This is a genomic window from Luteolibacter arcticus (assembly GCF_025950235.1).
Lineage (GTDB): Bacteria > Verrucomicrobiota > Verrucomicrobiia > Verrucomicrobiales > Akkermansiaceae > Haloferula > Haloferula arctica.
This window is the reverse complement of sequence record NZ_JAPDDT010000013.1, coordinates 17,746-31,499: the sequence shown is the minus strand read 5'-3', so window position 1 is coordinate 31,499 and position 13,754 is coordinate 17,746. Positions and strand designations below refer to the sequence as shown.

General features: G+C 63.6%; 11 protein-coding genes. 6 read left to right on the top strand and 5 right to left on the bottom strand.

Features of this window, described 5'->3' with window-relative positions; translation table 11 throughout:
* Positions 1-2 precede the first annotated feature (2 nt).
* The 3 genes from OKA05_RS21940 to OKA05_RS21930 all read left to right on the top strand — a co-directional run bounded on the left by OKA05_RS21940 (position 3) and on the right by OKA05_RS21930 (position 3,903).
* On the top strand, positions 3-2,408 hold the full coding sequence (locus OKA05_RS21940) for a hypothetical protein (protein WP_264489342.1): 2,406 nt from the start codon (positions 3-5) through the stop codon (positions 2,406-2,408).
* Between the two features lie 30 nt (positions 2,409-2,438).
* The gene (locus OKA05_RS21935) at positions 2,439-3,107 is read left to right on the top strand and encodes a peptidylprolyl isomerase (RefSeq protein ID WP_264489341.1); all 669 of its coding nucleotides are present in this window, start codon (positions 2,439-2,441) and stop codon (positions 3,105-3,107) included.
* 199 nt (positions 3,108-3,306) lie between these two features.
* Complete coding sequence (locus OKA05_RS21930; RefSeq protein ID WP_264489340.1) at positions 3,307-3,903, top strand: hypothetical protein; 597 nt, start codon at positions 3,307-3,309, stop codon at positions 3,901-3,903.
* Between the two features lie 351 nt (positions 3,904-4,254).
* On the opposite strand, the gene OKA05_RS21925 is transcribed toward OKA05_RS21930, so the two are convergent.
* Genes OKA05_RS21925 through OKA05_RS21905 form a run of 5 tightly spaced genes read right to left on the bottom strand, consistent with a single transcriptional unit; the run spans position 4,255 to position 9,869 of the window.
* Complete coding sequence (locus OKA05_RS21925) at positions 4,255-5,301, bottom strand: right-handed parallel beta-helix repeat-containing protein (RefSeq protein WP_264489339.1); 1,047 nt, start codon at positions 5,299-5,301, stop codon at positions 4,255-4,257.
* A gap of 35 nt (positions 5,302-5,336) precedes the next feature.
* On the bottom strand, positions 5,337-6,152 hold the full coding sequence (gene mazG / locus OKA05_RS21920; RefSeq protein WP_264489338.1) for a nucleoside triphosphate pyrophosphohydrolase: 816 nt from the start codon (positions 6,150-6,152) through the stop codon (positions 5,337-5,339).
* Entirely contained in the window at positions 6,149-7,069 is a 921-nt protein-coding gene (locus OKA05_RS21915; RefSeq protein ID WP_264489337.1) for a rhomboid family intramembrane serine protease, read from the bottom strand. The genes mazG and OKA05_RS21915 overlap by 4 nt, the downstream gene beginning before the upstream one ends.
* A 23-nt stretch (positions 7,070-7,092) precedes the next feature.
* Positions 7,093-8,550, bottom strand: coding sequence for a GTPase/DUF3482 domain-containing protein (locus tag OKA05_RS21910; protein ID WP_264489336.1), 1,458 nt, complete (start codon positions 8,548-8,550; stop codon positions 7,093-7,095).
* Positions 8,535-9,869, bottom strand: coding sequence for a DUF2868 domain-containing protein (locus OKA05_RS21905; RefSeq protein ID WP_264489335.1), 1,335 nt, complete (start codon positions 9,867-9,869; stop codon positions 8,535-8,537). Before OKA05_RS21905 ends, OKA05_RS21910 begins: the two co-directional genes overlap by 16 nt.
* Before the next feature lie 136 nt (positions 9,870-10,005).
* Here OKA05_RS21905 and OKA05_RS21900 point away from each other — a divergent pair, with 136 nt between their 5' ends.
* From OKA05_RS21900 to OKA05_RS21890, 3 genes are all read left to right on the top strand, one after another.
* Positions 10,006-11,049, top strand: a complete 1,044-nt coding sequence (locus OKA05_RS21900) for a c-type cytochrome (protein WP_264489334.1) — start codon at positions 10,006-10,008, stop codon at positions 11,047-11,049.
* Between the two features lie 11 nt (positions 11,050-11,060).
* Positions 11,061-12,539 (top strand): PQQ-dependent sugar dehydrogenase family protein, encoded by a 1,479-nt coding sequence (locus OKA05_RS21895; RefSeq protein ID WP_264489333.1) that lies wholly within the window; start codon positions 11,061-11,063, stop codon positions 12,537-12,539.
* A gap of 69 nt (positions 12,540-12,608) precedes the next feature.
* Positions 12,609-13,706 carry a homocysteine S-methyltransferase family protein gene (locus OKA05_RS21890; RefSeq protein WP_264489332.1) on the top strand — a complete coding sequence of 366 codons (1,098 nt, stop codon included), beginning with the start codon at positions 12,609-12,611 and terminating at the stop codon, positions 13,704-13,706.
* Positions 13,707-13,754 lie beyond the last annotated feature (48 nt).

Sequence of the window (13,754 nt, the reverse complement as noted above, 5' to 3'; positions counted from 1 at the left end):
ACGTGAACCAAATCCGCCACATTATCCTCTTCCTGCTGCTCGCCGGAGCGGCCCATGCCGCATCCCGTGTGGAGGCGCTGATGAGCAGCCGCTTCCTCGTCCGTGGCGAGCAGGCCAAATTCGAAGTCGTCCTGCGCAGCGGCGACTTCGGCGAGGAAGTCAGCATGCCCAAGCTGCCGGTGGTCAAGAACGTGGACCTGCGCCTGTTGGGCGGCTACGTCCAGCGCCGTGCCGGTGAAGGCCGCCGGCTGGAGCAGTTCATTCCCTTCGTGGTGTCGAGCCTCGAGGTCGGCACCCATGAGATCCCACCGATCGAGGTGATGGTGAATGGCGAACTCCAGCGCACCCGCCCGGTCGAGTTCCGCGTGATCGACGAGACCAGCCTGACCTGGGCCACCGCCACCGTCGGCGACCAGCGGATCCGTTACTCGGCCGCCTTTCATTCGATCAAGGATCAACCGTTCCTTGGAGAGAAGCAGCCGGTGGAGCTCAAGATCTACTTCCCCGGCGATCAGATCGTCATCGACTGGGGGATCCCTGACTTCGAGCGCCAAAGCCTGTCTGCCTGGCGCTTCCAGCCGCAGCCACAGCTCGGCCGGGCGCAGCTGTTAGGCCGGACCTACTACGCCGTCCCCTACCCCAGCACCGCCTCCACCAACCAGCCCGGTCCGGCCACGCTCGGGCCCGCGTCGCTCACCTTGCAGCTCCAGATCGCGTCGGTGCAGAATTTCGGCCGGGCCTACGCCCAGCCGCTCAAGTTGTCCGTCCCGGCCCTGCAACTCGAGTCGAAGCCGCTGCCGCCCGGCGCGCCGGAGGGCTTCGTCAATGCCGTCGGCCAGTTCGAGATGAAGGTCGTCACCGGCGAGACCGATTTGCGCGAAGGCGATCCCGTCACGCTGGAAATCGCCATTTCCGGCAGTGGCAATCTCGACGCGCTCACTCCGCCGAAGCCACTCGATGCCGAAGGCTGGAAACTTTACGACGCCACCCCGCAGGAACGTGGCGAAGAACGCCGTGAACTCTCCGGAGAGGTGATTTTCCGCCAGTTCATGCGTCCGCTGCAGATGCAAAAGGCGATCCCGCCCTTCAAGCTGGTCTACTTCGACCCGGCGAAGGGCAGCTACGAATCAATCCTCTCCGATGCGATCCCGCTCAATGTGCTGCCATCCACCGCACCGGGCGTGATGGCCGCCCCGCCGCCGGCACTCTCGATGCCGATCGAGCAAATGACCGACATCCTCGGCGTGGTGAATCCCAGTGCCGGACTGCTCTCTAACAAGCTGAACCTTCCACCGTGGACTTGGCAGGTCGTGCCGGCGTTGCTGGCGCTGGGCCTGATCGGGAGAATCGCTTTCCGCGCCATTGCCCCGCGGCTTCACAAGGATCCCGACGTCATTGCCCGCCACAAGGAATGGCGCGTGGTGGAGAATGCGCCGGACCAGAGCTTCTACCGCGCGGCCGGCCATTTCATCGAGCGCTGGCTCGGCAACAGTCAGGACCCCTTCGTCGGCGAAGTACTCAAGCGACGCGACGAGAGCAGCTTCCGCCAGGAACGCGCCGAGGCCCGGGTGGACCGTTCCGAGCGGAGCAAGGTGCTCAAGCAGCTCCGCCGGATCGCCCTGCCACTGGTGGCCGTATTCCTGACCCTTTCCGGGGAAAGCGCCCGCGCTGCCGAGGATGCGGGCAAGCTCTTCGAAGACGGCCGCTACAGCGAAGCCGCCAAGGCATGGATCGACAGCGGTCCCTACGACCAGCTTCCCGCCGATACGCTCTACAACATTGGCAATGCGGCCTACCGCATGGGCTCGGCCGGCGAAGCGGCGCTCTACTACCGGCGCGCCCTGGCCCGCAATCCCGCCCACGCCGAGTCGCGACAGAACCTCCGCTTCCTCGAGCGGAAATTCGGCTCCATCACAATCCAGCGGCCGGACTATGAGCACCAGATCGCACGGCTGCCGCTTGGCTTCTGGCAGGGCTTGGTCGCCGCTGCCGCATGGGCCGTGGGGATCGGCCTGCTGGTCTTCCCTGCCACCCGGCCGGGAGCCGGCGTCCGCATGGCCGCCATCGCCGCCTTTGTCACCGCCCCGCTGATCGCCGTTTGCGGTGCACTCGGCTGGCACTACTATCCGGACGATGCCCGCTTCGCCCCGCTGACCGAGCAAGCCGTGGTGGTGGCCGACAGCGCCACGGTCCGCACCGACGCCGCCCGCACCGCTCCCACCGTCATCGACGCGCCCGCCGGATCGCTCTGCAAGCTGGTCAGCCGCTCCGGCGACTGGGCCTACGTCGCCTTCACCAATGACAGCCGCGGCTGGGTGCCGCTCGTTGACATCCGGCCGCTGGTGCCCGAAACCAATCCCGAAGCGCCGAAGCCCCGCTCTGCCAAGGGCGGCGAAAACAACGCCTGACTAATTTTCCCTCCAACCCACACGACACGCATGAAACGACGACTGATTCTCGCCCTCGCCCTGTTCGCTCCCTTCGCCTTCGCGCAGGAGGAAGCCAAGAAGGAAGAAGCGAAGCCCGCCGAAGCCGCCAAGACCGAGGAAATCAAGGACATCAAGATCAAGATAACCACCACCAAGGGCGATATCGAAGCCACCATCTTCGCCTCCAAGGTGCCGGTGACCGCTGCCAACTTCCTCAGCCTCGCCAAGCGCGGCTACTACAACGGCATCGCCTTCCACCGCGTCATCGAAAACTTCATGGTCCAAGGCGGCGACCCGACCGAGTCCGGCCGCGGCGGCCCGGGCTACAAGTTCGCCGATGAGTTCCATCCCGACCTCAAGCACACCAAGCCGGGCATCTTCTCGATGGCCAATGCCGGCCCGGGCACCAACGGCTCGCAGTTCTTCATCACCATGGCCCCCACTCCCTTCCTCGACAACCGCCACTCGGTCTTCGGCGAAGTCACCAAGGGTCAGGACGTGGTCGGCAAGATCATGGGCAAGGTCGACACCAAGGAGCCCGGCGGCAAGGTCGATCCCGCCGGTAAGGGCGACAAGATCGAGAAGATCGAGATCCTCGACTCCACCGACGCTCTCTTCGCCGCTCAGAAGGCCAAGATCGACGAGTGGGATGGCAAGCTGAAGGCGATGGGCAAGTAAGCCCACCCAGTTCCAATCCGTTTTCCCAACGCCAAGCTCCGACACCGTCGGGCTTGGCGTTTTCTATTTGGCGGTGGGCGCATTGGTAACAATGCGGAAGCACGCGAACTGCCCGCCTCCAGGGACCACTCCGCACTTCCACCGCTGCGCCTCCAAAAGTTCATTGCCCCCTTATTCACCTCCCCCTATCTCACGTCTGATGGATCATCCCGATCACCTCCCTCGCCTCCCCGCGGCGTGTTACCGGGGAACGGCCTGGGTGCACTGGACGATCACCCTGCATGATCGCCGCACGGGTTGGCTCGACGATTCCATGCATCAATTCTTTCGTGAGCTGCTCCTCCATGCCGGAGCGCGTTACCACCTCCATTGTCCGGCCTATTGCCTGATGCCAGATCACGCCCATGTCCTATGGATGGGGATTGCGCCACATTCTGACCAGCTTCTCGCCATGCGCTTCTTCCGTAGGCACTGGAATTCGCGACTCAAGCCGCCCCAGTTCAAGCTCCAACCCCAATCACACGATCGGGTCCTGCGACAACCGGAATGCCAGCAGGATTCCTTCGAGGATACGGTGCTCTACATCCGCCAGAATCCCGAGCGTGCCGGCTTGGTCAAGTCATGGCAGGATTGGTGTTATGGAGGAACCATCGTCCCCCGGTATCCAGACGTGCCGATCTTTCCGGCCGCAGAATTCTGGGGCCGCTTCTGGAAGCTGCACCAAGGGGAGGTGAGAAGATACCATGATAGCCCCGAGAACAGGAGACCGAACGATGGATGCGAAGAGAAGAGGTGATGGAAAAAGGTAGGCGCATTGGTAACAATGCGGAAGCACGGGAACTGCCCGCCTTCAGGGACCACTCCGCACTTTCACAAGTGCGCCTACGCAAAAGGCATTCGCCCTGCCCGGCGTTTCCTCTTGGAGGTAGGCGCATTGGTAACAATGCGGAAGCACGAGAACTGCCCGCCTCCAGGAACCACTCCGCACTTTCACAAGTGCGCCTACGCGAAACGCACTCGCCCGGCCAAGCGTCTACTTTTGGAGGTAGGCGCATTGGTAACAATGCGGAAGCACGGAGACTGCCTGCCTCCAAGGACCACTCCGCACTTTCACAAGTGCGCCGACGCGAGCAGCACTCGCCCGAATCTACTCCTCCCCATAAACCCCACCCTTCTCCACCACCGGCAATTTCGGCGTGGATGCCCCAGGCTTGTCTTTCGCAAGCCAGCGGTTGTTCTCGAAGCGGAAGGTCTCCGGCGCGGTGTCGGGACCAATGTTGATTTCCTCCCTCACCTTCGCCCTCTCGAAGACAAAGGAATTTCCGGAGACGACCACATTGCGACAGGGAGCAAAGCCCTCGGCCCTGGTTTCCTGCAGCACGCGGAAGATCCACTTCTCCGGGCGCCGCACGGTATTGCCAGTGAACTCCGCGCCATCAACCCCCGTGAAAGCCACCGCACACATCCCCCCCTCGATGGTATTTTCGCGGATCGTGATACGACGAGCCTCGTACTTCGCGCCCGCGGGGCGAAAGTAATCCATCCCCGTCGAGCCACCCGCCTGGATCGGCCTTTGCCCCGCATCCTTGAAGCGGCATTTCTCGATCACTACATCCTCACTGCCGCCTTTGAACTGCGGACCAGTATGCTGGGAATAGCCCATCTTGCCCGTGAAGACACAGCCGGTGATCAGCGACTTGCGGCAACCGACGAAATCGATGGCCTGCCCTCCCCAACCGGAGATCGTGCAGTTGCGGATGGTTAGATCCTGCAAGCCGGAACACTTGATCGCGTCGAAGTTTCCATTCGGGCCGATGTCGCTCACTTCTATGCCTTCCAGCAGCACCTTGACCACCGGCTTCTCGCGCTCACCGCCATCATCGAGATTGATGCCGTTGGCGCTTTGTCCGCTCACCTTGAGATTTCGCAGGGTCAGCCCGGGGCAGCGGGAAAAATGCCAAGCCTCCTTGCCCCCCTTGAAGTGCGGCGGATTGGCGGGATCGCTCGCCTCGATGGTAAGCTTCTCGATCCCCGTCACGAAATGACCCGCCGGATAATCTCCGGCAGCGATCTTCACCACGTCGCCCGCTTTCAAGCTGCGGAGCGCGGCCACGAGTTCGGTAGCGGAATCCACTTCATGAGTCGCCCCAAGGAGCGGACCAGCAACCAGAAGACCGAGGAGGAGAAAGCGCATGGAACCCATACGCCTGCGGAACGCCCAACCTCGCATCACACGCAAATCCGCGCCCGCTTTGCCGCTTCCCAAGCGTCGTCCATCTGCTCCGCCGTCGCCTCGTCGAGCGTGAGGCCGGCGATCTTCAAGCGTCGCTCCATTTCACCAAAGCGGCGCTCGAACTTCTCGTTGGCGGCGGCGAGCACAACCTCCGGATCGAGCTTGCGGAAGCGCACCAGGTTCACGACAGAAAACAGCAGGTCGCCGATCTCTTCATCCACGGCCTTGAGATCCTGCTCGTCCACGGCCGCTTCCAGCTCGACGACTTCCTCGCGAATCTTGGCCATCACGCCGGTCTGGGTCGGCCAGTCGAAGCCCACCTTGGCAGCCTTCTTCTGCAGCTTCGAGGCGCGCAGCAGGGCGGGCAATCCCTTTCCCGTGCCGTGGAGATAGGCTTCCTCCTCCGTCCCCTTCTCGCTGCGTTTGATCTGATCCCACTGCTGAAGTACGGCATCCGTCGTAGCTGCATCGGCAGTGGCGAAGACGTGCGGGTGCCGGCGCACCAGCTTGTCGGCTATCCCCCGCGCCACGTCGTCGAGATCGAAGCGCCCGCTCTCCTGCGCCAGTTCGCTGTGGAAAACGACCTGTAGCAGCAAGTCTCCCAGCTCTTCCTCCAGATGCTCCAGATCGTTGCGCTGGATGGCATCGACGGTCTCGTAGGCCTCCTCGATGAGATTGGAAACCAGGCTGGAATGGGTCTGTTCCGCATCCCATGGACAACCGCCGGGCGCACGCAGGCGGTGCATGATGGCGCGCAGTCGTTCCAGTTGTCGTCCCTGGTCGGGGCAGTCGATCATCTCGGCGTCGGTCATCGCTCCTTGGTCGGTTTGCTGGCTTTGTTCAAAGTCTCGCGCTCGCTGTCGGTCAGGCTCTGGATCCCGTCGCGGCTTATCTTGTCGAGGATCCGGTCGACGTCGGAGGCGGTCGCGATATCGACGGCGGTGCGCGGCCGCAGCTTGGGCACTTGGCGGCGGCGGCGGAACTCCTTCGGCCGGATGATCTTCTCCTCGGTCCCCTTTCCTTTTCGCAAAATCTGCGGGAAGCGGGTGAGCAGGTAGCCGAGAATGGCACCACCGAGATGCCCGGCCTCGCCACCGCTGTTCAAGGACGGCCGGCCGCCGACCAAATTGTCGACGAGGATGATGACCACCGCGATCCCCATGGCGATGAGCGCCAGCTTGCGCATCGTCAGCTCCACCGGCGGGAAAAGCAGCCTCACCCTCTCCTTCGGGTCGATCACCGCGATCGAAAGAAAGATGCCATAAATCCCGGCCGAGGCACCAACCAGCGGCGACATCAGGTCGCGACCGGGCAGCGCTCCGGTCAGGGTCAGCAGGGTGAAGAAAAGCGCCCCCGCCACGCCGCAGAGGAGGTAGAAGACGAGGAAGCGCCGGCTTCCCCACCACCGCTCCGCCCACGGTCCGAAGACATACAGCCCGACGCAGTTCCCGATCAGGTGCCACGGATTGGCGTGGAGAAACTGGAATGTCAGCAGTTCCCAGATGCGACCTTCCAGAAAGGCGGACTCGATGCTGAAGCACAGCGGCTCGTTAATCACCCCGAAGAAGGCATTGATCCCTTTTCCCGACCGCGAAAAGAAATCGATGAGGAAGATCACCGCGTTGGCGATCAGCAGCCACTTGGTCACCGGCGTCAGTCCCGGGAGCGCTCCGCCCCCGGCATAGCGCCGCTCTTCATCGCGAAAGTAGTCCCGGTCCGATGCACCCATCCGACGCAGGGGGTAGCACGCGTTTATTCCTTCGGCAAGGCCGCCCCTTCACCAAGCGCTGCAACCAGCTCCGCAAATACCTCCGGTTCCTTGCCGCGGTCGGGCGAACCCTTGAGGCAACTGGTGAACCACTTCTGGAAAAGACTGCGCCGCGCCGCCGGAAAAGCTCGCACCCGGCTGTCCTGCTCGCCGACTTCCAGCCCCTCCGCATCCCGCCGGCCATGGGCGCGGTCGAGGATGCCCGCGTGGCGGATCAGCATCGAGTCCAGCAGCACCCAGGCAAAATTCGCGCTTTCCGGCGGCCCGGCGACCATCGCCTGGCCGTCTCCCCTCACCTTTCCAAATCCGCCGCCGATGATCCGCAGTTCGGGCAGCGCTCCGCCCTTGAAAAACGCCGCCGTCCCGCCCCCGATCGCGCCGATCACCGTGCCCGCCCCGAGGCTGTGGACCCCCACGCCGAGGTCGAAGACCGCACCCGCCGCCCCGCCAGCCACCGCGCCCGCGGCGGTGAGCTGCCAGCGGTTGAGCCCCCATTTCCGCCACGTCTCGGCCATCGAAAGGTTCAGGCCGGTATGGCGGGCGGGATCGATGTCCGGCTTGATCAGATGATGGCGGTAGGCCTTGAGCAGGCGCTTCAGGCAATCGTGCTCAAGGTCGGCCAGCTTCTTGAAATAGCGTGCCTCAAGGTCGGCGCGCTTCTTCTCCATCCGCGAAGGGATGCCGCGGTCGCGGATGTCGATGGGATCGCTGACGCGGAGGGTGAGCGCTTTTTCAAGGAAATCCAGGATCGCCTCGGCCGCTTCCTCGAGCCGGTCGGCCATTTCGTTTTCCATCGCGGCGATCACCTTGCGGATGTGCCCGCCGTGATGCTCCTCGATCTGCAGCAGCGCCTCTAATAAGCGCCGCCGCTCGTCGTAGCGGGCCTCGTGGGCATCGAAGGTGCGGACCAGATTGAAGGCGGTGCCCAGTCGCTCCCGCCACTCCCGCTCCTGCTCCGGCGCGGCCTGGGATTGGGGATTCAGCAAGGCGAGGCGCGGCCGGCCGGTCCAACGCAGGATCTCGATCTCGGCGAGAAACGAATCGCGCAGCGGCTTGCCAGGATCGACCACGTAGATGACACCCGAGCCCTCGGTCAGCGGCTCCAGCAGCCGGGCCTCGTCGGGAAAGCGCTCGCGGCATTCCTTCACGAAGCGCGCAATCTCGGCTGGTCCGGGCACCCCACCGGCGGCGAGGCGCTGGATCTCCTTCATCGCCTCGATCGGCTGCTGGAAGCCGGGCGTATCGAGGAATCGCAGCAGCTCCTCGCCATCGTAGCGCACGGGCAGGGCCTGGACCTCGGTAGTCTCGCCGGGCGTGGCGCTGATGCGCAGCAGCTCGTCATCGTCGATTTCCAGCAAGGTCGCCAAGGTGGCGGTCTTGCCGGCATTGACGCGCCCGACCACGGCGAAGGCGGGGATTTCAGCGCTCAGCCAGGTGCCCATGTCCGGTCCTCCTCATACAGGCTCAGTTCCACGTCGAGGCCCTTTTGACCGTCGAAAAATTTCTCCCATGCGACCCGCTCGTCCGCTTTCGGCGCGCGCGGGCGTCCCTCGCGATCGAAGTCCGCCACCACGAGGGCAGTGCGCCGCCCCCCCGCCGCATCGTGCACGCGCTTGAGCGTTTCCTCGATCTTGCGCGGGGCGAGCGACCAGCCCTCGGCGAGCACGATGATCCCGGCGGGGGCTTTCTCCAGAGCAGCGCGCGCCGCCGCCTCACGGCCGGTATCGAGCACATCGAGTGTTTCCCAAGTTACCGGATTGAGCCGCAGGTGGCGGAGGAAGAACGGCCGCAGCAAATCGTGGTCAGGCGAAATCCCGCCAAGATCGAGCACCAGCGCACCATCAGCCGGCCCGGCCGGCTCCTCGCCGCGCTTCACCCCGGTCAGCACCCGCAAGAGCCGGCGATGCCGCGGCGACTGGAAGTCCGGACTGCGGGCCGCGCGCCACGACTGGATGTGAGCGACCATTTCCAGAAGGAACCGCGGTGCCACGCCCCACACCAGCAGCGCCAGCATCAGGAACGCCATCCAACTCGTGCCCCCCCCCTCCCACTCGGCATCCCGCCGGCTCGCCGCAATCTCCGGCACCATCCGTGGCAGGACGCCCCGCCACGGCATCGAGAGGAAATTCACCACGCTCTCTAGCGTCCGCTCCATCGCCCGCTCGGTGGTCGTCTCCCAGTAGAAGCCGACTCGGCGGAAAAAGAACAACAGCGTCAGCCCGACGATCGCCCCGAGGTGAAAATTCAGCGCGGCCGATTGCGTGCGGGCGGCGAGCTTCCAGCCGAAGGACTTGGCGAGTTCCGGGCTGGCCTCGATCACCGCCAGCACCTTGCTGCCGTCGTTTCCGGCGAATCGGGCGGTGATTTTCTTCAGGAGCGGCCCGAGCAGCCCACCCCAGCGCGGGCGGAACAGCCAGAAGGTCAGGCCTACGAGCAAAGTCACCCAAGGCACCAGCAATGTGAGAACCAGGAAAACGACGACATCGATGCCCTCCCGCTCGCGATCGTAGCAGCCCCAGGCCGCGCCGATCCCGGCCAAAAACGTGAACGCGGTGGCGATCGCGCCAGCCCACGCAATGGCTTTCACCCACGAGCGGCCGACCTGCGGCGCGTCCACCGCCTCTTTCCACGCCTTCATCACCGCGGGCCGCGAACCCTCCCCATGGAAGCCTTCCGGGCGCGACTCACCGTCCCAAGCCGCCAGCGCGACTTCGAAGTCGATCAGCTCTTCCCACTTCCAACGCCCGCCGGAACCGCGCATCCTGACGTCACTTTCTCCAACAACCGCCCCCGGCCAAGGGCAAATCCACGACAAGGCATGACACGGTGACTCAATCGGGTAGGTGTTTTGTCAGACAGGATCTGTCACTATGGAACGTCTTCGCAAGAATCCATTCATGAGGAAAACCCTACTCTTGCTCTGCCTCGTCCTGCCGCTGCACGCCGCGGAGCCCTTGATCACTTTCGAAAACCGGCCCATGGGCTCGGTGGAAAAGCCGCTGGTCCTGCGCAGCTACCTGCCAGAGCCGGAAATCGATGATGCGGTCTTTTCGCAGCACGATACCGGTCGCAAGGTCTCGAAGTACAACCCGCAGATCGGCTCCGACGTGAAAGGCGAGGTCGTGCCGATGGCAGGCATCGCGGCCGGAATCGGCGTGAATTTCGGGCCGGCCCTGTCCTATGTCTTCGACACCACCGAGTGCCGCCTGCTCTACACCTGGCAGGGCGGCTTCGTGGACATGATGCCCTACTGGGGTGACGTGTCGAAGGGCTCGCGCATTTCTTTCGGCTACGTGCCGAAGCTGATAGGGACCCTGTTTTGGAAGACCAGCGGCAAGGATCCCATCGAGCTGAACGGCAAGTCGATCAGCGATCTTGGGCCGCGCGTTTACACCGGCCACCGGCTGGTCAAGGGCGTGCCAGTCTATGAATTCAAGGCGGGCGAGACCCCATTCACGCTGAAGGTCACGCCTTCCGACAAGCCGCTCGCTTGCACGGTGACGGTCACCACGCCGGGCAATGGCACCCTCACGTGGAAAGGCATCGATGGCGCCACCGGCAAGGGCACGATGACTCTCACTCTGGCCGGCAGCGACATCGGCAAGTTCGAGGGATACAAGCCCGACAACAAGATCACCAAGGCAAGCACCAGCGCCGGCGAGAAGCTCTTCCTCCAATACGGCTGCTCCGCCTGCCACAGCACCGACGGCTCGAAGAATCACGGCCCCTCGGTCGGCCTGCTCTTCGGCCACGACGTCGAAATCGAAGGTCTCGACAAGCCGGTCAAGGCCGACCGCGAGTACCTTGTGGAATCGATCAAGGCCCCCAATGCGAAGGTCGTGAAAGGTTACCCGCCGAACTACATGCCGCCCTTCGGCCTGCCCGATGTCGAATACGACTCCCTGGTCCTTTACATCGAATCCCTGGCGACACCCGAGTGAACTGCAGACCCATGAAATCCATCTTTCTCAAAGTGGGCGTCCTTGGCGCCCTGGCGGTTCAGCCTCTCCACGCCGCGAAATTCTCCGACTGCTACAAGGTCGAGGACATCGATCTGCCGTCCGGCGTACCGCCGGAAGTGGGAGCCATTGATTTCGCCGAGGACGGCACGCTGTTCATCGTGCTGCGCCGTGGCGACGTGCTCAAGGCAAAGCCCACCGACGATCCGAACGCCTTCAACTGGCAGCTTTTTGCCACCGGCTTCGACAATGGCTGCGGTCTCGACGTCGTCAGCCCTACCAAGATCCGCGTCACCCAGATGGCCGAGATGACCGAGGCCGAGGACACCGATGGCGATGGCGCGGCGGACCAGTTCACCCGCTTCGCCCACGGCTGGGGATTGAGTGGAAACTACCACGAGACCAACGCGCTCTGCCGCGATGGCAAGGGCGGCTACTTCATCGCCGTCGGCACTGCCTCCTTCTCCGGCCCGACCTTCGAGCACACGCTCGGCACTTATTCCGAAGCCGGCCGTCGTGGCCGCAATTACTCCGCGGTGAAGTGGAAGGGCTGGGTGCTCCATAGCGATGCCAAGGGCAACATCACGCCTTGGGCGTCCGGCTTCCGCATGGCCAATGGCATCTATCAGGATCCGCAGGGCGAGCTGTGGGCCGGTGACAACCAGGGCGACTGGAAAGCCACCACCCCGCTCTATCATGTCGAGAAGGGTCACTTCTACGGCCACCCTAACAGCCTCGTGTGGGATCCGAATTTCAAGAAGAGCAATGACCCCCTCGCCTACTACCGCGAGAACCTCGACGAGTACAACAAGGACCGCACCTGGGCCGCCGTCGAGATCCCGCACATGGAGATGAACCGCTCCGCCGGCGAGCCCATGGAATTCCCCAAGGGCAACCCTTTCGCCGGCCAGATGCTGCTGCCGGACAACAATGGCGAACGCGTCACCCGCGTGATGGTCGAAAAGGTCGGCGATACCTGGCAGGGCGCCTGCACCCACTTCATTGATGGCCGCGGCCTGCGCTCCGGCAACCACCGCGCGCGCTTCACCGCCGATGGCAAGCAGCTCTACCTCGGCCAGACGGTCCGCGGTTGGGGCGCCCCGGCGGAAGGCCTGCAACGTGTCACCTTCCTCGGCCCGGTGCCCTTCGACATCGACCGCGTATCGATCACCAAGGACGGCTTCAAGGTGAGCTTCACCCAGGAGATCCCGGACAAGCTCAAGGAGGCGAAGGGATGGGAGCTTTCCTCCTTCACCTACCAGTCGAAGTGGACCTACGGCAGCGATCAGGAGGACAAGCAGAAGCACGAGGTGAGCATTGTTGCCAGTGACTCGAAGTCCGTGACCCTCAAGGTCAAGGGCCTCGCCGAACGCCGCGTCTTCCAGATCAAATTCCCGAAGGTAGATTCACCCGACGGCTCACCGCTGCAGAACAACCTCGCGTTCTACACGGTGAACAGGGTTCCAAAATAATCCCATCATCATATCCTGATACGACGATTTGACACTTGCGAACGGCGTGCCTCGGCTTAGCCTCTTGGCATGCCTCGCCCCGATCCGACCGCCGAGCTTCAAAAGGCACTTCGCCAGCGCATCCTCGTCCTCGATGGAGCGATGGGCACGACCATCCGCACCTACGGATTGGCCGAGAACGATGCCCGCGGCCCGCGCTTCGCGGACTCGAAGAAGGACCTGCTGAACAACGGCGACATCCTCTCCATCACCCGCCCGGATGTCATCGGCGACATCCACAAGCGCTTCTACGAAGCCGGCTCCGACATCTGCGAAACTAACACCTTCTCGGCGACGTCGATCGCGCAGAGCGAGTTCTTCGTCGATGACCCGCGAGAACACGGCGGCATCAAGGACCCGGCGTTCTTCCAGAAGATCATGGATGACCCGATGCTGCGCGAACTCGCGTGGGAGCTGAACGTGGAGTCGTCACGACTGTGCCGGAAGTGGGCTGACAACGTCGGCAGCGACACCGGCATCAAGCGCTACGTCGCGGGTGCCATCGGGCCGCTCACCGTTTCGCTGAGCACGTCACCGGACGCGAACGACGCCGGCTTCCGCACCGTGACCTTCGACCAGGTGAAGGAAGACTACACCCGTCAGGTCCGCGCCCTGATCGAGGGCGGCTGCGACATCCTGATGGTGGAAACGATCTTCGATGCCCTGAACGCGAAGGCCGCGCTGGTCGCCATCCAGGAAGTCTTCGACGCCGATGGCTTGAAGCTGCCGATTATCGTCAGCGCCGCCGTCGGCCGTGGCGGAGAAACGATGATCTCCGCGCAGAAGGTCGAGGCCATGTGGAATGCCGTCGCACACGTCAATCCACTCGCCGTCGGCCTGAACTGCTCGCTCGGCCCTGACCTGATGAAGCCGCACCTCGAGGAACTGGCGAAGGTCTCCGCCAGCCACATTTCCTGCTACCCGAACGCCGGCCTGCCCAACCCGCTCGCCCCGACCGGCTTCGACCTCGAGCCTCTGCACATGAATGCCTACATGAAGGAATTCGCCTTGGACGGCCTGCTAAATCTCGCCGGCGGCTGCTGCGGGAACACCCCCGAGCACGTCACGGCCATCGCCGAAGGGGTGAAGGGCATCGCGCCTCGTGAGGTGCCGGTCGTGGAAAATTGAACCGCCAAGACGCCAAGGTCGCCAAGTTTTGGAATTGGAGCTAGGAAA

Bases quoted from the DNA above. Each gene is read 5' to 3' on its own strand.
- OKA05_RS21935 (WP_264489341.1), top strand. From the start codon at position 2,439: ATGAAACGACGACTGATTCTCGCCCTCGCCCTGTTCGCTCCCTTCGCC.
- OKA05_RS21930 (WP_264489340.1), top strand. From the start codon at position 3,307: ATGGATCATCCCGATCACCTCCCTCGCCTCCCCGCGGCGTGTTACCGG.
- OKA05_RS21925 (WP_264489339.1), bottom strand. From the start codon at position 5,301: ATGCGCTTTCTCCTCCTCGGTCTTCTGGTTGCTGGTCCGCTCCTTGGG.
- mazG (WP_264489338.1), bottom strand. From the start codon at position 6,152: ATGACCGACGCCGAGATGATCGACTGCCCCGACCAGGGACGACAACTG.
- OKA05_RS21915 (WP_264489337.1), bottom strand. From the start codon at position 7,069: ATGGGTGCATCGGACCGGGACTACTTTCGCGATGAAGAGCGGCGCTAT.
- OKA05_RS21910 (WP_264489336.1), bottom strand. From the start codon at position 8,550: ATGGGCACCTGGCTGAGCGCTGAAATCCCCGCCTTCGCCGTGGTCGGG.
- OKA05_RS21905 (WP_264489335.1), bottom strand. From the start codon at position 9,869: ATGCGCGGTTCCGGCGGGCGTTGGAAGTGGGAAGAGCTGATCGACTTC.
- OKA05_RS21900 (WP_264489334.1), top strand. From the start codon at position 10,006: ATGAGGAAAACCCTACTCTTGCTCTGCCTCGTCCTGCCGCTGCACGCC.
- OKA05_RS21895 (WP_264489333.1), top strand. From the start codon at position 11,061: ATGAAATCCATCTTTCTCAAAGTGGGCGTCCTTGGCGCCCTGGCGGTT.
- OKA05_RS21890 (WP_264489332.1), top strand. From the start codon at position 12,609: ATGCCTCGCCCCGATCCGACCGCCGAGCTTCAAAAGGCACTTCGCCAG.